We start from the raw sequence: 19,120 nt of genomic DNA on the forward strand, positions 1-19,120 counted from the left end.
CCCGGCCCCCTTCGAAGTCGTGAACCATATCACGGAAATTGCCTCGGCACGGCCGAGCGATCCTGGACCGCAGAGAGGCCTAGGGAATCGGGGCGCCCGAGGTGACGCTCCCATCCGGGAAAGCTCAGTGCCGGAGGGCCCACTACGAACGTGCTCGGGTCATTCGCGAATACGGATCGGGCGGGTCCAGATGGCTTGCCGCGTCGCTGTCCGGTACATCGCTCATGAGCCTGGATGGCGACCGACGCTCGACATTCACGCGGAGATCGACCGGGTCGGCCTGCCCTAGCCAGCGAGCCTGGGGCCTGCAACCGGGTGCCCAGCAAAGCCTTTCGGCCGGCTAACCGACTGCGCGACCCTTCATGGAACGAGACTCCAGATCCACCACAGGAGCGCCATGACGGAGGTCAGGTTCAGCGTCCAGAACAGATTGGCCAGGACCGAGGAGCCGGCGAAGACGATCCAGTCCCGCCGGGCAAAGCCGTTGTACAGATGGCTCCCCCGGCGGAGATAAAGCGTCACGACGACCGGATCTTCGAACCAAGACAGGAGCACGAAGGCCGGCAGGTCGCCGGCACGCTGCAGGCGGGCGAGCTTGCGCCGCCACCAAGGCCCTGTCTCGCAGGACCGGAACTCCTTCATGCCTTCCAGGAACAGGAAATCCATACGGGCCCAGTCATAGGCGCGGATCACCAGGATGTTCATGACCACGGAGACAGCCGTCATCAGAAGACCTCCGGCCACCGTACCGAGAGCCAGCAGCGCGGCCGGATAAACCCCGTAGTCGAAGAGGTAGTCCATCGCCTTTTTCAGGACCAACCCCGACGCCAAGAGGCCCAGGCGGCGCGGCAGGCGCACCATTCCGACTGTCATGGCAACCGTGTCCCAGCCTCGAGAGGATGATGCAGCGCAAGAACGGTGGCGGTCGGCTCTGCCCCGGGCCGCAACGGTAAGGCCCGCCGGTCCCTCAACCCCACCACCGGCGACGGCGCTGCGCTGTCCAGCCAGCGCGTGGCAAGGTCCCGGATCGGCATGGGCTGGTCGAACAGGTAACCCTGCGCCAGGTCGCATCCGAGGTCACGCAACAGGCGTTCGTCTTCGCCCGTCTCCACGCCCTCGGCCACCACTGTCAGGTCGAAACCGTGCGCAAGCTGGATCATGGCGCCAAGAACCTTGCGCCGCTTGAGCGAGGTCGCGGCCCCTTGGACGAAGCTGCGGTCGATCTTGAGCGTGTCGAATCCGATCTGACCCAGATAGCCGATCGAGGAATACCCCGAGCCGAAATCGTCGAGAGAGGTCAGGAACCCGGCTTCTCGCAGGGCGCGCAGACGCTCGGCGGCGAGCTTGGTATCGCGCACCAGCACCGATTCGGTCAGCTCGATCTCGATGCGAGCCGGATTCACGCCGCGCTGCGCAAGCTCCGCGACGAGGTCCGGAAGGAAGTCCGGCATGACAAGCTGGAGCGGCGACAGGTTCAGGCTGACCCGGAGGTCGGGATGGGTGGCGAGATCGTCGCAGATCAGGTGAAGGAGGTGACGCCCCAGCTCGACCATGAGGCCGGATCGCTCGGCCACAGGGATGAAGCGGTCGGGCGAGACAGACCCCAGCGACGGCGACACCCAGCGGGCCAGGGCTTCGGCCCGGACGAAGGAGCCGCCAAGCCGGATGATGGGCTGGTACGCGATCGCGAACTCGCCGCCGTCCCGCAGGGCGGCACGAAGCGCCTGCTCTATGGCCGAAGCATCGATCGAAGCCCGTTCGATCACCTCTGTGAAGCCGATGGCGTTGTCGCGCCCTTGGCGCTTGGCCTCATACATCGCGAGGTCGGCTTGCCGCAGGAGGTCGTCGCCCGTCATCGATTCTGTCCGTTGCACGGCATACCCGATGGCTGCGCGGATCTGCAGCTTGTGCCCATGCACCCAGATCGGTGCCGTCAGCGCCAAGGCAACGGCGTGGGTCAGGTCACCCGTAAGCCGCTCCACATCGGGGCCGGACACAAGCACGGCGAACTCATCGCCCGAGATCCGCGCCAGGAACGCTTGCGGCTGTACCGATCGCCGCAGTCGGTCGGCCACTCCGACGATGGCCTGATCACCGGCGGCATGACCCAAGCTATCGTTGATGAGCTTGAAGTTGTTGATGTCGAGAAAGATGACGGCCCGCTCACCCGCGCGCCCCGGTCGGCCCAAGGCGTCCTGGAACGCCGACCGGTTCGGCAGGCCGGTCAGCCCATCGGTCGCGGCGGCCTGGACCGCGGCCCGCTTCGCCTCGACCAGCCCTTGGGCGATGCGCTGCACGAAGAACTGGGCCAAGGCCATCAGCCCGGCCGACACCGCCGCCACGCCCAGCAGGAGAGGCAGAAGCTCGGCCAGCGCGGTTTGGCCCGGACGCGGCTGATCCCAACTCAGGTAGGCGACGGGTCTGCCGTCTAGTCCCAGAAGCGGCAGGCTCAGGGCGCTGTTCGGGGTGGATCGGGACAGGGTCAGCTGTCTCAGGAGGAAGGACTCCGCGATATCGTCCAGGTTATCCCCGGACATACGGATTCCCATTACCAAGAAGCCGAGATCGGCCAGCCGTGGCCGGCCGGGCACCGGCTCCATGAACTCGAAGCTGGACGCGGCAAGCGCATAGAGATCATCGCCCACCCAGGCGAAGAAGGGCAGCCCGCCGTCGTAGCCGCTGGGCACGTGGCGAAGCCTCTGCTCGAGAGCGTCGAGGCTGGCCGCGTCGAGGAGGTCTGAACGGCCTTCAAGGACATCGTCGTCGGTCCAGCCCAAGGCCGTCGGCTGGTCTGGAAGCGAGATCACGGCCAACTGGACGACCTGCCCCACCGTTGCCGACGAGCCCACATTGTCGAAAAGCCAGGGCACGTCGTCGCTCACGGCGGCTTCGGCCGCTGCGTCCCACTTGGTGTAGTCGATGGCGGCCGCTCGTACGCGCGCAAGCAGGCTTGCCTGGGCGGTCCGCACCTGGGCGAGCGACTGGATCGCGGCTTGATCGTCGAGCGCCCGGGTGGTGGACAGGACGGAAAAGCCCACTGTCAGCAACAGCAGCGCGATGGTGACCACCATGACCGCTGCAATGCCCCAGGGCAGGTGATCCCCGACATCCCGGATTTGCGGCACGAGACGCGCAACAGCGTGTCCCCGCCGGTCCGGCGTGGGATCGTTCGTGCTGGCCTGCAGGCCAACCGCCATGACATGGCTCCTTGCGCAACTCAGTGCAGATGGGGCAGCCCGACTTGCCGGAGGTGAAGCGATTCCAGAGCGGGATCGAATGCAATGCCTCCGATCCGCTCAGCCTAGGCGAATGCGGTTAACACATCCTTAAAATGGAGGGGCACCGGGCAGCAACGCTGGTCCGAGTCAGCCTTCCCTCGCGAAGCGAGCGGCTGGGCGACCACCCGCGCAAGAACGCCTGGATCAGTCCGTCGCTTCCGGCTCGGGCCCGAGGCTTCGGTTACTGGATCTCAGGGTCTGGCCGATGCAGGGCCGGGCGGCGTCAAAGCCCGGCGCAAGCCACGCAGTCGCGCCTTGTCCCGCGAACGACGCATCATCGAGCGGAAATACGGCCTCGAGACGCTCCTCGACGTCGTGGTCATCGGCGGCATCCATGACCGGCAGGGCGGTGATGATCTCTTCGAACCAGGTCCTGACGGTCACTGATCTTCTCCTCTGTCGCCCCCCGAATCTCAGGTCCAGCGAGGCACTGGCCCTTGATGAAGGATCGAATAGGTGACGTGCGACCGATGATGGGGTGTGATTGTGAACAATCAATCGGACTGTTCATGAATTTGGGGCAAGTTCGTTCAGGGGTTATTAGAGCATTGAAGCAATCTTGATCGAAATGAGCAAGATGCGAGGGCCTCGTGCTGGACAACTGGATTATTGGGGCGGAGCACCGCTTTGCACCGTGCGATGGCCCGATCGCGACGCAGCCGATGTTGGCCGGAACTGCCTCCACGGCCTTCGGAGCGGGCATCCCCGGCGACAACACGCCCTGGTGGGCCGGACAGGATGACGGGCTTTATCTTTCTCCGGGCGCGGCCAGCCTGCTTGCAAGCTGTCCGGCCCGCCTGCCCGAGCCTTGGTCGAAGCTGGTGCCCGACCCCCAAAGCCAGCGGCCCCTGGCGATCCTTGCCCGGCAGGTGGCCACCCCCAACTACGAGACGCTATGGTTTGTGCGCCTGGCCAGGCGGCAAGGCTGGCAAACGCTCATCCTGGAGCATCGCTCGGACCGCTTCACCGTGAACAACGCCACGAAATGCGACCTGGGCCGTCCTCGGGTCGTCGCAGGGCGCAGCCGGGACGGTCGGGTCATCACCCAGCGCCATAAGCTGCTCGATGCCACCGCAGCCGAGGGTCGCCGCCTGGACGAACTTCGCACCCAGAGTGGCGAGGGCCTGATCGACTACCACCACCGCAAGCTACGGCAAGTCCTCGGGGCCGACACGCCGGCCATCGCCGACATGTCCGAAGCCGTCGAGAGCTGGAATCAGGGCCCCAGCGCCTATTATGTCGAGTTCTTCCGTCGGTTGACCGGCCCGGTGGCGCTGTTCGAGGACTTCGTCGTTGATGAACGGACGGCCCGGTTCTTCGGACGCGTCGTCCAGCCAGCCTTTGAGCAGGTGCTCTCAGAAGGCCAGCGGCCCCAGATCATCAAGCTGACGCCCGGGCCGCAGATGAGTTCCTCCCTGTGGAGCAGCTATCCGGCCTCCATCGTCGGCGACTGAAGCAGCCAACGGCGGTCGGAGTTCCGCGACGGGTCGGCCAGCCGCCCGTCCGCCACTCAGGGCCTCTGGACCCATGCGACACAAAGGCCGCATCGTCGGCCGGCGGGAAACCCGTGCGTCCGTGGCGGGCTGCACCGGGGCGTGCGTCTGGCCCCGGCCATAGGACGAGTTTGGCCGCCCCAGCAGTCCGAGGTAAGGACCGGACCCCGCGATGGCCTTCTCGACGGGGATGCAGGCCAGGTCGCAAGGCCAGGGCCGGGCAGACCGGTCGCCCTCCCTTCAGCCGGCGCTGAACGAAGAGGCCCGAAGGGAATGCCGTCGCCGCGTCATGCTTCAGCCTCATTTCCAACGCCGCTATCCGTGATCCGGTGTGGCAGTGCAGGTACGGACCCGCCCTTGACCCGCAAAGGACTGCCCACTTCATGCCCTCGCCCGTTCAACTGACCCTCTCGGCCTACGCAATGACCGTCACGCTCGGTGCTTCCGCGGCCCTTGCCGATGTCGCGCTGCCCGCGCCGTATGTGTCGCGCGCGCTCGATGCCGTGCTCCTCCCCATCGACGCCGAGGTCCAGAGCGCCTTTGATCTCTCCGAGGATGACAAGGGTGTCCTGGTTCTCGCGACCGAGCCCGGCGGCGTTGCTGACACCTATGGGATGATCCCCGGCGACGTGATCGAAATGGTGGCCGGCCAGCGGGTCGCCTCGCCTGTCGAGGTGGACGAGATCGTCTACTACTGGATCCTTGAGGGGATCAACGACATCGACATGGGCGTCTGGCGTGGCGGCAATCAGGTCGAGGTCATCGGCACGATCACCGAAGAAAGCTACTGGGAGGTGATCGAGGTCACCACCGTCGAGACCTGGTCGAGTTGGGAGGTCGAAACCTCGTTCAGCTATGAGGACTACTATGCCGAGTACTCCGAGGAGATCGTCGAGACCTACGAAACCTCGGAGACCCTGATCGAAGAAACCGTCACCTCGGAAGAGTACACCTCCGAGATGTCCGAGGAGTTCAGCGACGAGGAGGCCGAGGAGGCCGTCGATGACACCGGAGAGGAGGATCTCTCCGAAGAAGCCGTCGACGACGACGTCGAGGACGGGATGACGGACGAGGAGGAGGTCGCATCCGAGGACGACGTTTCCGACGACGAGGCCGTCGAGGATGAAGCGTCGGATGAAGCCTCCGACGAGGCGGCAGAGGAGGAAACCTCCGACGATGCCGGTGATGAGGCGGATGGCGAGGAGTCCTGAGTCCCTGCGCCCCATGTCTCATGGCCAGTCATAGGCCGGCCGAGACACTTTTCACCCCAGACAGAAGGGCCGCTGCACCGCGCGTTGACGGACCGCGGCAGCCCTCGATCGCCTTTTTCGGCCTGCTAAGGGCGGTCGGGCCGAGCAGGACGCCTCACCAGCCGACAAAGGTCACGGCCGCCTGTGGTTGATCGGGTGATCCCTCGTTTCCGGGTCCTCGCCTTGCCTCGCTGGCGACGTCGCGGGAATACGCGCGGGGCAGGGGACCCCTGCCCCGCGCAACGTATCGGACCTCGTCGAGTGCCCGGATGTCGGGCCTGGGGACCAACTCCCTTCCAGGCCCATGACCAGGCTGCCAACTGGATGATCCGACAGCACGATATTTGAGTTGCGGAACGAGCCGCGCTGGATTGCCTAGCAGGATCGCGTCGCAGCCTGGTGCACAGGAATCCGGGCCCGCCCTTCGACGCGCGCGAGGAAGGCGAGCCGTGGTATCACGCCCGAGCCGGAAGCCGGCCTGCTTGGTGCGGGTGACCTTCGGCCCCAGGCATGCTAGCGTCCTTGGGTGCGACGCGGCCTCCGCGACCGAACGACCGCTTCGACCTGCGCTCCCTGCAGCAGGGCAGCGGCACCGGGCCGCACCACGGAGGACTGAGCATGAGCGACACATCGTCCGGAGAGCCTGCCCCAGAGCCTAACTGGGCCGCTCTCCTTCCAGTGGCCAACGAACTCCAGCGGTGGGTCGGCGTGATGCCGGTCTGGTCCGAGGACTCCTGGCAATCGTGGGAGCAGTTCTCCCGTCATCATGGCAAGCTGGAGCAGGAGTTGGCGAGACGGCTTCGGCTGCTGCCGGGCTGCAACATCGCGCGGAGCACGAGCGGCTCTGCGACGACCCTGAGCCTTGCGGGTGTCGAGGTCCGGGCCCAGGGGGGCCTCGCCGGTGCGTGCCAGGCCTGGATCGCCAGGGTCCGAGGCTCCGTCCCGCAGAAGCGCCCCGGGGCGGGTTAAAAGGGAGGAGCCCGCCGCCGGTCTGCGCCAAGCCTGCCTGGATCGTCGCGGGATGCTGTCGGTTGAAGAAGCGGGTGGCGGCGGCCCCTTGGCCCCTCCGTCCAACCCAGCTGACTGACGCCGCTTGCTTTCGGAACGGGGCAGCCGCCTGACACGGCCGACGCTGCATGGCCGTCGCATGGGGCTCTGGGCCAGGCCTGAGCATGGGACCGAGGCACGCCGGATCGGGCGTTCTTGCAGGTCCGGCAACGCGTTCGAGCGGCAGCGCCTGAACCATCATCTCCGGCCATGCCTTGACTGAAGCCGCATGGGCCTCGCCTTTTCGATCGCGCTCATCGGTATCCGGCCGCCTGCAATTCGAACAGTTCCGCATAGCGTCCGCCCTGTGCCAGAAGCTGATCGTGGGTGCCGCTGGCCTCCACCCGTCCGCCATCGAGCACGAGGATGCGATCGGCCATCCGGACCGAGGAGAACCGGTGCGAGATCAGGACCGCCGTGCGCCCCGCGCTGAGTTCCTTGAACCGTTGGAACACCTCGAACTCGGATCGGGCATCGAGAGCGGCTGTGGGTTCATCGAGGATCAGCACGTCGGCGTCTCGCATGTAGGCCCGCGCGATGGCGATCTTCTGCCATTCGCCGCCCGACAGTTCCACGCCGTTGCGGAATCGCTTGCCGACCATCTGGTCATACCCGGCCGGAAGCCGGGCGATCACCGCGTCCGCAAGGCTTTTCCGGGCGGCGGCTTCGATGCGGGGGCGGTCGTCCCTTGCTGCGATGCGGCCTACGGCGATGTTGTCGCCGGCCGTCAGGTTGAAGCGCACGAAATCCTGGAAGATGACCCCGATCCGCGCCCGAAGCGCATCGAGGTCGTAGTCCCGCAGATCCCGCCCATCGAGAAGGATGCGCCCCTCCACAGGATCGTAGAGGCGGGCGAGGAGCTTGACCAAAGTGGTCTTGCCTGCCCCGTTCTCACCCACGAGCGCCAGCGTCTCGCCTGCGTGCAGGGTGAAGTCGAGGTGGCGCACCGCCCAGCGCTCTACGCCCGGGTAGCGGAAGCCGACATTCTCGAAGCGGAAGCCCTCCTCGATGGGCGAGGGCGCAGGACGCGCGCCGGGAACGGACCGGATCGTGGGGCTGGCCTCGAAGAAGCCGAACAGATCCTCGAGATACAGCGCCTGCGCGGCGGTGGAGGAGAAGCTGGTGAGGAGCCCCTCGAACAGCGACCGGAGGCGCCGGAAGGATCCGGCCAGGAACGTGAGGTCCCCGATGGTGAGTTGCCCCGACAGGGTGGCGAGGATGATCCAGCCATAGGCCAGATAGTAACCCACCGTACCGAGCCCGGCAAAAAGCGCCCCCCAGGCGGCGCGGGTGCGGGCAAGCTGCCGGTTGGCGGCATAGAAGCCCAGCGACAACTCGCGGTAGCGGTCCCGGAGGAAGCCGTTCAGCCCGAAGATCTTGACCTCCTTGGCCGTCTCGACGCTGGCGGCGGTCTGGCGGACATAGTCGAGTTCGCGCCGCTCGGGCGTGCGGCTGTAGTCGAGGCTGTAGGAGCGGGCGTTGAAATGCGCCTCGCCCAGGAAGGCCGGAACCAGGGCCACCACGAGCAGGAGGATGAGCCAAGGATTGTAGATCACCAGCCCCGCCGCAAAGGTCAGAACCGTGATCCCGTCCTGCATCTGCCCCAGGATCTGGCCCAGCAACGTCATGCGCCCGCTGGCCTGCCGCCGTGCCCGCTCCAGCCGGTCCTGAAAGCCCGCGTCCTCGAATTGCTCCAGATCCAGCGTGGCCGCATGGTCCATGAGCCGCAGCGACATCGACACGGTGAGGCGCTCGGACAGGAGCGAGTCCACGAGGCCGGCGACACGGCCCAGGAGGTCGGACACAATCGCGAGGCCAAGCTCGGCCAGCACATAGAGGACGAGGAGCCACCCCTCGCCGCCGCTCCACCATTCCAGCAGGGTCGAAGGCGGATCGGGCAGATCCGTCAGGCGCACCACCTCGTCGATGATGAGCTTGCCGATCCACAGCGAGGCCACCGGCAGCACCGCCCGCACGAGCCGCAGCCCGGCGCTGGTGAGTGCAAGAAGGGGGCTCGCCCTCCAGACCATCCGCAGGAACGGCCCGATGTTGCGAAGCGCAGCCCAGCGGGCACGGAAGGTCAGGGCGGCGCGGGTGCGAGAGGTCGAGGTGGGGTCAGACACGTCGGCACTTTCTCATGGGACCCCTTCGCTGGCTGTCCGGCCTGACGTCGATACCACGAGCCCGCGACGCTTGCTCCTCCCACGGCCCGGGTTTGGACCACCTCCGCACGGCCCGGACCAAGGCGAGGGGCCAGGGGGCCGGAGTGCAGCATGGCGAAGCAAGGCCATCAGCTTCGCACGATGAGCCGCTCCGGGCTTTCCACACCAACCGCTCTGGTGTCCATCCGCTCAGGGCAACCGCGCCCGATCCGGGACCACGGACTCCGTGACACCCGGCCCATCCTCAAAGCGAGGGGCTGGCCCTGTCCTAAAGGTCAGCACTGTTTCGCCGTTAACTACAATCGTGGCGGATCATCCCTCAAAACACTTGCAGTGAAGGACAACTAGGCTCACGCTAAAGGTCAAGAGCTTTGCAACGACGAAAAGGCTCGCACAGGAGGCGGTTCTTATCCAGGGCGGAGAGGGCCATGCCACTACCCCTTGTGCTTGCTGGACCGATCGTACGACGCGTCGATTCGCGGTCGGCGACCTTCTGGATCGCCCTGTCGGAAGCGGCTGTCGTCGAAGCCTGGGCATGGCGGGGCGAGCAGACGAGCACCGGCAACGGGACCGTCGAGTCCGGCGAGCCGTTCGCCGCGCACAGTCAGGTCACGGCGACCCGGGCCTGGGGCGACCGGCTGCACATCGCCACCGTCACGGCCCCGGTCGTCGAGGGGGCGGGCGCTCTCGATCCCGGGTCTCTGTACGCGTATGACATCACCGTCGCCGGCCATGGGGGCCTGAAGGAGCTTGGCCTGCTGGCCGATGCGTCGGGGAGCGGCGACGGGATCGATGCGGCGGCTCCCGCCCGGCTGGCGCTGGGCTACGTCCCAGACCGGCTTCCTACCTTCACCACGCCGGCCGCGTCGATTCCCGGTCTCCGGCTGGCCCATACCTCCTGCCGCAAGCCGCACGGGGCGGGCCCGGATGCGCTGGCCTGGCTGGACGACACCATCAGGGAGAACAGGACAAACCCCGACCAGCGGCCAGCGCAGCTGTTCCTGACGGGTGACCAGATCTACGCGGACGACGTGGCGGCCCCCCTGCTGGGGATGCTGCAGCCTCTCGCGGCCGAACTGCTGGGCTATGACGAGACCGTGCCACTGGCCGGGGGGACTCGGGTCACGGTCAAGGACCTGCCCCCGATGCGGCGGGGCCGCTTGGTGTTCGAGGTGGCGAAGTTCACCTCCACCTCGGCGTCCAGCCATCTCCTGGGGTTTGGTGAGTTCGCTGCCATGTACCTGGCCGCCTGGAGCCCACGGGTCTGGCGCCCCCTGCCCGACCGGGCGGCCCTCTTCGCCGAGGTGGCACCGTCCGACCGGGAAGCGCGCCACCTGACCGACTTCGAGACGGCCCATGGCAGCCGTGACGAATGGGAAGCCACGGATCGCGAACTCGAGTCCAAGAAAAAAGGAGGAACGGCCGAGGAGCGGGCCCGTGTGGAAGCCTTCGCCCTGACCGTGCCCAAGGTCGCCCGCGCGCTGGCCAATTGCGCCACCTACATGATCTTCGATGACCACGAGATCACCGACGACTGGTACGTCAGCGCGCCATGGCGGACACGTGTCCTCACCTCTCCGCTGGGTCGCGCGGTATTGCGGAACGGGCTTCTGGCCTATGTGGCGTTCCAGGCGACCGGGAACGATCCCGGTCCTTGGGGCGATCCGCCGACGGTCACCGCCCCTCCGCCACCCACGCCCGAGCTCCAGCTGATCGAAAAGGCAGGAACGCTGCTCGCCGACCGGGAGGCGCCGACCGTCGCCCACGAGAACGAGGTCGACCCGCTCCTCGGGCTGGCGAGCCCCACGGAAGGGCCAGGGGTCCGCTTCCACTACACGGTGGACGGGCCACGTCACCGGGTCGTGGCGCTCGATACGCGGAGCCGGCGCACCTACGACTCGGCGGTCCGCCACTCGCCGCCCAAGCTGCTGGGCTCGTCCCTGGACGCGATGCTTCCCAGCGGCCCCTTGCAGGATGGACGCGAGCTGCTGGTCGTGATCTCGGCGGCGCCCATCCTGTTCCCGCGCATCTTCGACGTGCTGCTCCAGCCCGCGGCGGCGGCCATCTTCGACCTCAAGACACACATGGTCCGCACCGAGGCCTTCGATCCGGCCCGGCCGAAGCCCTCGATCGTCGGCAGCGAGCATTGGGATTTGGAAGGCTGGGGCGCCCATGAGTCGGGCTTCCACGAGATGCTGCGGCGGCTTGGGACCTATCCGCGCGTGGTCGTGCTCAGCGGCGACGTGCACTTCGCGTCGAGCCTGGCCTGCGATCTTTGGACCAAGGGCGACGACGTTGCCGACAGCCGTATCCTTCAATGCACCAGCAGCGCGGCCAAGAACCAGCCGGCGGCCGCGGAGCGCGCGGTGCTGCGGGGCCAGCGCGCGGCACAGCACCTGCTGCAGGGGCAGGCGGTCGAGCGGTTGGGCTGGGACGGCGATCATGGCGTGGTGCTGCCCGCCGGGGGCAGCATCCGGCCGGGACGACGCGGGCGGCTCCTGCGAAAGCCGGTGTTCGTTCCGGCGGTGGGGTGGCCTTCGGGCACCAGCTTGGACCCTGCCAAGCCCCCCGACCTCCGCTATCGCATCACGGTGCTTCGCGACGACAGGCCTGCGGCCGAACTGGGCATCGGCGCACCGAGGACACCGATGCTGCCCGCCTGGGATGCAGCCGACCCCATCGCGATGTATGCCCAGGTGGCCGGGGCCCATCAGCAGCTTCTGGAGGTCGGCAAGGATCCTATCCGGCTCCTGGTTTTCGCCAGCAATCTCGGCCTCGTGTCCTTTGCGCCCTCGCCCGCAGGCGGGGATGAGGTCGTCGCGACCCATGCGGTGATGTCGCCCGTCGGGGACGGAACCACCGGGGCGCCTTTCACTCATCACCGCGCTGATTTCGCGCGGCTGGCGGCTCCTCCCACTCTGACGGCGACGGGGTGACCTGCAATGGCCGAGGAAAAGAAACCCCCGAACGTGTTCCAGAAGACCGCCAAGTGGGCCGAGGAGGTGGTCGAGTGGATCGAGGCGACCTTCGGCGACCCAGCCTTGGCCACGCAGATCCTTGCGGATCTTGGGCTGGACGCCTCCGGGCCAGCGGCGCCCCAGCCAGCCTCGGACGCAAACAGGGCCAAAATCGATGAGTTCGTGGCCAAGCAGGACGTGGACGAAGCGGCCCTCATGGCGGTCGTCGCGGAGCTGAAGGCCCTTGTCCAGACCGGCCTGACCTTTGCCGATGCGGTAAAGACGGACAGCGTGGACGCCAACGACGTGCTCTGGCTCCTGTTCAAGGTATGGGTCGCGGACTCCTTGCGTGCCCGCAATCCGGCAGCCTATGGCTTGTGCAGCCTGGCCGGCCTCCTCACCGAGGACGAGGAAGCATTGGGTGCGCTGGATCTGGCCCCGCTCGGCCGGTTCCTGCAGGGCGATGCAGCGGCCGACACCGAGGCGGTCATCAATCGCCTTTCCTTCCTGACCGGCACGATCCTGGTGATGCTGGATGCCATGGTCGATGGGGCCGAGGGCACCATCGAGGCGGCCTATGGCTGGGACCCCGACCCATCCGATGACCCCGGCGCCGCCGCGGTGGCGGGCCGGGCGCTGACCGTCAAGTTCCACATCCCGGAGGTGCCGGTCGCGCCGGCGCTCAGCCTCATCGGCGTCCCTCGGGCGCATGGCGGTCCTGGCGTCCTGCTGTCGCTGAGCGCGGCGCTCGAGTTCGCCAGCGTCATTGGCGCGACCAAGTATACCTTCAGCGCCGGAGCCCATGGGGCCTTCGCCGCCTATCTCGGGGCCCCCTCCCCTCGGCTCCTGAGCGGCGCGCGCCCGTCCTTTGCGCTGCGGACGGAGCCCTCGGCCGAGGCCGGAGGCAAGCCGGCGCTGGTCCTGGGCACCAGCGACGGCAGCCGGCTCGAGATCGGGGCGCTGACCTGGGGAATCGAAGCGGGGTCCGACTTCGCCGGGTTCCGCGCGACGGCCCGCAACGGCAAGCTCGTCATCGCGCTCGGCCAGGGGGACGGCTTCCTGAGCAGCCTCCCCGGCGGCACCATCGAGGCGCCGTTCGACCTGGGGCTGCTGGCCGATACAAGGGACGGCGTGCGCTTCGAGGGCGGGTCCGGGCTCAAGGTGAACCTGCCCGTCGCCGCATCGGTCTTCGGAGTGTTCCGGATCCAGTACGTCGAAATGGAACTCCTGCTGTCGGGCCGCACGGCGGTCGAGGTCCGGGGCGGTTTCTCACTCAAGCTCGGGCCGTTCACGGCGTCGGTGGACAAGCTGGGCCTTCGGGCCGATCTCGCCTCGCTCGCCGAGGGTGCGGATATCGGGAAGGTGGTGGAGTTCCTGCCGCCCAAGGGGATCGGGCTTCGGCTCGATGCAGGGGTGGTCAAGGGCGGGGGCTACCTGTTCGTCGATGCGGAGCGCGGCGAGTATGCCGGCGCATTGGAGCTGACCTTCGTCGGCGTCTTCAGCGTCAAGGCCATCTGCCTTCTCACCACCAAGCGGCCCGACGGAAAGCCGGGCTGGGCGCTTCTGCTGCTGATCTTCGGGCAGTTCTCCGTCCACATCGCCTTCGGCATCTTCCTCAACGGTATCGGCGGCCTGATCGGGCTGCACCACCGCATCGACACCAAGGCGCTGACCGAGGGGATGCGGACCGGTGCATTGGACGACATCCTCTTTCCCAAGGACCCCGTGGGCGACGCGCCCCGCATCATCAATCGCTACCGCCAGCTGTTTCCTATCGAGCCGGACACCCTGATCCTGGGGCCGATGCTGGAGCTCGCCTTCAGCCAGCCACCCATCGTCTACGTCCGGCTGGGTCTCCTGTTCGAGGTCCGCAACGCGCTGGGCGGCGACCGGCCTGTTGCGCTGAGCCAGGTGGTGCTGATCGGGCAACTCCTGGCGCAGATGCCCCCCAAGGCGACGGGCGCTCCGGCGATCCTCAAGCTTCTCGTGGATGTCGTGGGCTTCTATGACGCGCAGGAGCAGTTCCTGATGATCCGGGCGCGTCTGCGCGACTCTTTTGTGGGCATCGAGGGCTTCGCCAAGCTGGACCTGTCGGGCGAGCTTCTGCTGGCCATGCAGTTCGGGGACGATCCGTCCTTCGTGCTCTCGGCCGGCGGCTTCCATCCGACGTTCAAGGATCTGCCCAAGGGGGTGCCGGCCGTCCTGGAGCGGTTGGCGGTGTCCTTCGGGATCGGCCCCATCCGGCTGCGGTGCGAGCAGTACTTCGCGATCACCAGCAATTCCGTGCAGGGCGGCATCAAGTGCCTGCTGGTTGCGAAGCTGGGGCCGGCCAGCATCGAAGGGCACCTCGCCTTCGACGCCATCCTTTACCTCACGCCACGGTTCCGGTTCATCGTCGGCCTGGACTTCGCCGTCGCGCTCAAGGCATTCGGGGAGTCCTTGTGCTCGGTCAGCGTCACCATGTCCCTCGAAGGCCCGGGCGAATGGCGCGCCAAGGGGCATTTCACCTTCTCGATCCTGTTCTGGGACGTCGATGTGGACTTCGACGAGGGTTGGGGCAGCGCCCCCGCCATCGCAGAGGAAACGGTTCAGATCAAGCAGGCGCTCATCGACGAGCTGTCCGACTCCGCCCGCCTCCTGCCCGAGGCGCCGGTCGGCGGCTCCGGGCTCGTGACCCTGGCCGCCGTGGACGCGGGCCCGGTGCCTCTGGCCCATCCCCTGGGGCGCCTCACCATCCGGCAGCGGCTTGTTCCGTTCGAGGTCACGGTGGACCGGCTGGGCACGAAGCGATTGGACGGAGGTCCGGCCCTGTTCGCCGTGTCCGGCGTCACCGTGGGCAAAGAGGAGGCCAAGGCCATCGAGCCGGTCCTGGATCACTTCGCTCGCGGACAGTTCATGGAACTGAGCGAGCAGGAGCGCCTCGGCGGCAAGTCCTTCGAACGCTTCCCTTGCGGGATCAGCGTCGGCACCAGCGCCTACAAGGTGGGCGGCGAGGGGCGAAGGGTAGAGGCGAGCTACGAGGAGAAGATCCTCGAGCCGCAGATCTTCATCGACCGCTTCCCCTGGTCGGTGCTCCGGCTGGAGAGGCGCGCCCTGTCCGACGTCCTGCTCGACACGCATGTCGCTCTTGGGGCGGCGGCCAAGTCATCGCGCGCCCTTCGCGGCGCCCTGGCGTCCGGCGGCCCCGGCGCGGCCAGCGTGACCAAGGACCTGCCGCTCACCCTCGTGGACCCGGACTCCCTGGCCGAGACGGCGCGGCTGAAGGCGGTGGTGGCTGGGTCGGACGCCGTGGCCCACGAGGTCGGCGGCGGGCGCATGCTGGTCATGGAGTCGTTTGAACTGGTGGGAGGCTGACATGGCGACGGCATACCGCTTTCTGCCCTGGGCCCGGCGGGGCCTGGCTGCGGCGCTTCCCGAAACGACCGCAAGCTCCTCCCTGCCGCAGCACCCCGAGGTGGCTGTCAGGATGACGGTGACCGGCGCCGGAGACGCCGAGGCAAAGGTGATGCTCCATGGCCCCGGTGACGTGACCGGGATCGAGGGCGGCCAGATCCTCCGCACCTATCCCCGTCCCGACGTCACGGACGCCGAGCCCAACTTCCTGGCCGCCATCGACCTTGATGCGCCCGAACTGCCTTGGCTTTTCACGCCCCGCAGCGTCGCAGGATCCGGCCGGCTGCCGCCGTGGATCGTGCTGGTGGTCGTGGAACGGCGGACTGGCGTGACCGTCTCCTCACCCCGCGGAGCCCCCCTGCCGCAGTTGCGGATCGAGTCTGGCGCGGCTGCCGAGCTGCCCGACCTCACCGACTCCTGGGCCTGGGCTCATGTGCAGCTCGTCGAAGGTACAGGCGGCGCGAACTCGGCCGAGGCGGCCGCGGCGGCCCTTGCCGCGCAGCCCGATCGCAACGTGGCCCGGCTCGTCTGTCCGCGCCGCCTGGCCCCGAACCGCCGTTGGATCGCCGCGCTGGTTCCGGCCTTCGACGCTGGTCGGGTGCGGGGCCTCGGCGGGGTGCCCGCCCAGAACGCGCCGCTGGCGGATGCCTGGACGGCCGGAACGGACGCGGTGACCCTGCCGATGTTCTTCCATTGGGAATTCCAGACCGGACCCGAGGGCGATTTCGAAGCCTTGGCGCAGCGGCTCAAGCCCATGAAGGCGCTGACGACGGTGGGCCTGATGCCGATGCATGTGGGCGAGGCCGCGCCGCCGCTACGCGTGCCGGCCGACCAGGCCCGCATCCTGCCGATGGACGGCGCCCTGAGGGCTCCGGCGCAGTCGGACGGCCGGCTGGACCAGGTTCCCGATGCGCTGCGCGACGGGCTGAAGGAGGTTACCCGCACGCTGGCCGATGCGGCCGACGGAACCCTGGACGGCCAAACCCTTGAGGATGCGTCGCGCCAGCCGGTCGGGCCGCCCATCTACGCCTCGTCGCATGTCCAGCGGTGGCTGGTGCGGGACCGCGAAACCGCGCAGGACGCCGACTGGTTCCGCGAGCTGAACCTCGACCCTCGGGCCCGGGTCGCCGCCGGTCTTGGCGCCGAATGCATCCGCGAAAACCAGGAAGACATCGTGAACGCCGCCTGGAAGCAGGTGGGCGACGTCCTGTCAGCCGAAGCGGCGCTGCAGCGTGCGGCCCTGTCGGAGCTGGTGTCGAAGTCTTACTTCCGACGCCACATCGAGCCCATGTCAGCCGACCGGCTGCTGCAGGTCGCGGCCCCAGTCGCGGCCCGGGTCCCCCTGGCCGGAGCGAGCGTGAAGATCTCGGTCCGCGCGTCATCGCTGCCCGACGCGGTGCTTGAAGGCGGGGTGCGCCGGGCCATGGCGCCTGCGGGCCGTGCCGTGGCCCGCGCGGCCCGCCGCCTAGGCGTCACGGGCCCCGATCTCCGCAGCGGGCTGACCATAGCGCTGGCCGAGACACGGGCCGAGGTGGACCCGACCCGCTTTGCCCGCCCGACTTTGACCGGAGTCGCCCCGGAAGCCCTGTCGGAACGCAATCTGGAGGCCATGGGCCTATCCATCGCCGTCGAGGCGGAAACCCTGACGCAGCTGACCGCAGCGGCGCGCGACCTGGCTGCCACGCCGGCCGTCGCCGATGCGGAGCGGCTGGAGCTTCGAGCAGAGGCCCGGACGAACGGCTTGCTGGGCCAGGCGCATGTCGAGGCCGCACGCAATCTCGCAGCGATGACAAAGACGTCCCTGATGGCGTCGCTGGATGCGGGCGCCACGCTGTCGGCCTCGGCCCTGTCGGCAGCGGCCTCCGCGACGCTGCTCGACGGCATCGTTGCCGGAGCGGCCACGGCCATGACAGAGAATCCGGCGGCCGGACCGGGCCTGGGGCTTGTCCTCGAGGGTCCGACCCTGAAGCAGGAGTCCGGCGCATTGGCGGTCGAGGGGGCGGCGGTCCGGGTGGGGGTTCTCGACCTCGATGCGGGCGGCACCCTCGTGGTGCGCACGCGGCCGGGCCGCCCGAACGAGCATCTGGCGGTTCTCGACCAGTCGCTGTCGGGCCAGGACCTTGGCGCCTTCCTGTCACGCCTGCCCCCCAACTCCGTCCGACGCTCCGACGCCAAAGCGCCCCCGACCCGGAGCGAGCTGCCGGAACTGCGGATGGGACGTGCGCTCGGTGGCGTGGCCCGGGTGCTGCGGTCGCCGTCTTCGGGAGCGGTCGGGAGCATGGGGGAGACGGTCACCCGCCGGGGTTCCGGGATCGACGTCCGCCCGGATCGCGGTGGCCCATTCCGCCCCGGCCGGGGCGGCCTGCCTAACGTGGTCGTCATTCCCGAGCCTCAGGTCACGATTCCAGCCGGCGGGGCTCCGGCGGGATCGCGTCCCACGGTCGTGACCCCGCCGCTCCTTCGGGATCCGAGTGTGATGGCGCGGTTCGAGACGGCGCTCGCCCTGCAGATCGACTCCACCGTCCTTGCCATGCCGTCGCCAGTCGCAACCCCGGTGCGGTTCGACCTGGGTGCGGCGACCGCGGCCCTGCGGGCCCATGTCGATCCCCGGATCGCGCAGCCGTTGCGGCGGGACGCGCGGATCGGGTTCGGCGGACGGACCCTGCCGGAGCTTCGGCCAAGGCCTGGGGCCTTCGCCGTGGACGGCTGGTGGGCGAGCCGGGCGCTTGACCGGGTCATGGCTTATCCGACCTTCCCGGTGGCGGCCTCGGACTATCTGGCCCGCTACGACCGCGACCGCTTCTGCCCCGGCATCGACACGGTCCCCCCCAACTCCATCACCCTGCTGGAGACGAACCCGCGCTTCATCGCGGCCTTCATGGCCGGTCTCAACCACGAGACCAACCGCGAGTTGCTGTGGCGCGGCTTTCCGACGGACAGCCGGGGCACCCCGTTCCGCCGGTTCTGGCGGCGACTGGATGGCAAGGACGACATCCCGCCGATCCATGGCTGGCGAACGGGAACGCTGGCAGAGCAGACCACCGATCCGAAGGGCAACCTCGTGCTTCTCGTGCGGGGCGACCTCCTTCGCCGCTATCCCAATACGGTCGTCGTGGCTCTCCCGGCTCTGGGGCCAAGGCAGCCCGACCATTCCAGGGTGCTCAAGCCGGTCTTCGAGGGGCAGTTCGAGCCTGACGTGTCGTTCTTCGGCTTTCCCCTGGTGGACACCCAACTCGCGGAAGGCGAGGGCTGGTTCTTCGGCCTGATGGAACCGGTCACCGAGCCGCGCTTCGGGCTTGACGAAACGGCGGGCGGCCCCTCGGGCGGTGGAGCCGCGACGGCCGGCGATACCCTGGCCTGGCCGCGCACCGGCGTCGAGCCGGGCGGCCATCTAACCGGGAACCACCTTCCCAAGCTGGGGCTGAACGTGGCTACAGCCGGCGCGCACGATCTGGCCGCGACGCTCTTCCAGCGCCCCTTCACCCTTTACGTCCACGCCAAGCATCTCGTCGCACCGCTGCCAACCCAGCGGTAACCGGG

The 19,120-nt window shown here is 68.1% G+C and carries 10 protein-coding genes; 6 read left to right on the forward strand and 4 right to left on the reverse strand.

The window, feature by feature from the left end:
• Positions 1–360 precede the first annotated feature (360 nt).
• From FHG66_RS05440 to FHG66_RS05450, 3 genes are all read right to left on the reverse strand, one after another.
• Complete coding sequence (locus tag FHG66_RS05440; RefSeq protein ID WP_139075725.1) at positions 361–873, reverse strand: hypothetical protein; 513 nt, start codon at positions 871–873, stop codon at positions 361–363.
• Positions 870–3,197 (reverse strand): putative bifunctional diguanylate cyclase/phosphodiesterase, encoded by a 2,328-nt coding sequence (locus FHG66_RS05445; RefSeq protein ID WP_139075726.1) that lies wholly within the window; start codon positions 3,195–3,197, stop codon positions 870–872. Before FHG66_RS05445 ends, FHG66_RS05440 begins: the two co-directional genes overlap by 4 nt.
• 225 nt (positions 3,198–3,422) lie before the next feature.
• Entirely contained in the window at positions 3,423–3,662 is a 240-nt protein-coding gene (locus FHG66_RS05450) for a hypothetical protein (RefSeq protein WP_139075727.1), read from the reverse strand.
• 278 nt (positions 3,663–3,940) lie between these two features.
• Here FHG66_RS05450 and FHG66_RS05455 point away from each other — a divergent pair, with 278 nt between their 5' ends.
• The 3 genes from FHG66_RS05455 (at position 3,941) to FHG66_RS05465 (ending at position 6,990) form a co-directional block, all read left to right on the forward strand.
• Positions 3,941–4,732, forward strand: a complete 792-nt coding sequence (locus FHG66_RS05455) for a hypothetical protein (RefSeq protein ID WP_139075728.1) — start codon at positions 3,941–3,943, stop codon at positions 4,730–4,732.
• Positions 4,733–5,154: 422 nt separating this feature from the next.
• Positions 5,155–5,982, forward strand: a complete 828-nt coding sequence (locus tag FHG66_RS05460; protein WP_139075729.1) for a PDZ domain-containing protein — start codon at positions 5,155–5,157, stop codon at positions 5,980–5,982.
• A gap of 657 nt (positions 5,983–6,639) precedes the next feature.
• A complete protein-coding gene (locus FHG66_RS05465) occupies positions 6,640–6,990 on the forward strand; it encodes a hypothetical protein (protein ID WP_139075730.1) in 351 nt (116 codons plus the stop codon).
• Positions 6,991–7,322: 332 nt separating this feature from the next.
• Here the strand turns inward: FHG66_RS05465 and FHG66_RS05470 are convergent, their stop codons facing one another.
• Positions 7,323–9,191: an ABC transporter ATP-binding protein gene (locus tag FHG66_RS05470; protein WP_246082470.1), complete on the reverse strand. Its 1,869-nt coding sequence runs from the start codon at positions 9,189–9,191 to the stop codon at positions 7,323–7,325.
• A 467-nt stretch (positions 9,192–9,658) separates the two neighbouring features.
• On the opposite strand from FHG66_RS05470, the gene FHG66_RS05475 reads away from it, so the two are divergent.
• The 3 genes from FHG66_RS05475 to FHG66_RS05485 are packed head-to-tail and all read left to right on the forward strand — an operon-like array spanning position 9,659 to position 19,115.
• Positions 9,659–12,166: a metallophosphoesterase family protein gene (locus FHG66_RS05475; protein ID WP_139075731.1), complete on the forward strand. Its 2,508-nt coding sequence runs from the start codon at positions 9,659–9,661 to the stop codon at positions 12,164–12,166.
• A gap of 6 nt (positions 12,167–12,172) precedes the next feature.
• The gene (locus FHG66_RS05480; RefSeq protein ID WP_139075732.1) at positions 12,173–15,541 is read left to right on the forward strand and encodes a DUF6603 domain-containing protein; all 3,369 of its coding nucleotides are present in this window, start codon (positions 12,173–12,175) and stop codon (positions 15,539–15,541) included.
• A 1-nt stretch (position 15,542) separates the two neighbouring features.
• A complete protein-coding gene (locus FHG66_RS05485; RefSeq protein ID WP_139075733.1) occupies positions 15,543–19,115 on the forward strand; it encodes a hypothetical protein in 3,573 nt (1,190 codons plus the stop codon).
• The last annotated feature ends 5 nt before the right edge of the window (positions 19,116–19,120 follow it).

The sequence above is a fragment of the Rubellimicrobium rubrum genome, assembly GCF_006152115.1.
In the GTDB taxonomy this organism is placed as follows: Bacteria; Pseudomonadota; Alphaproteobacteria; order Rhodobacterales; family Rhodobacteraceae; genus Rubellimicrobium; species Rubellimicrobium rubrum.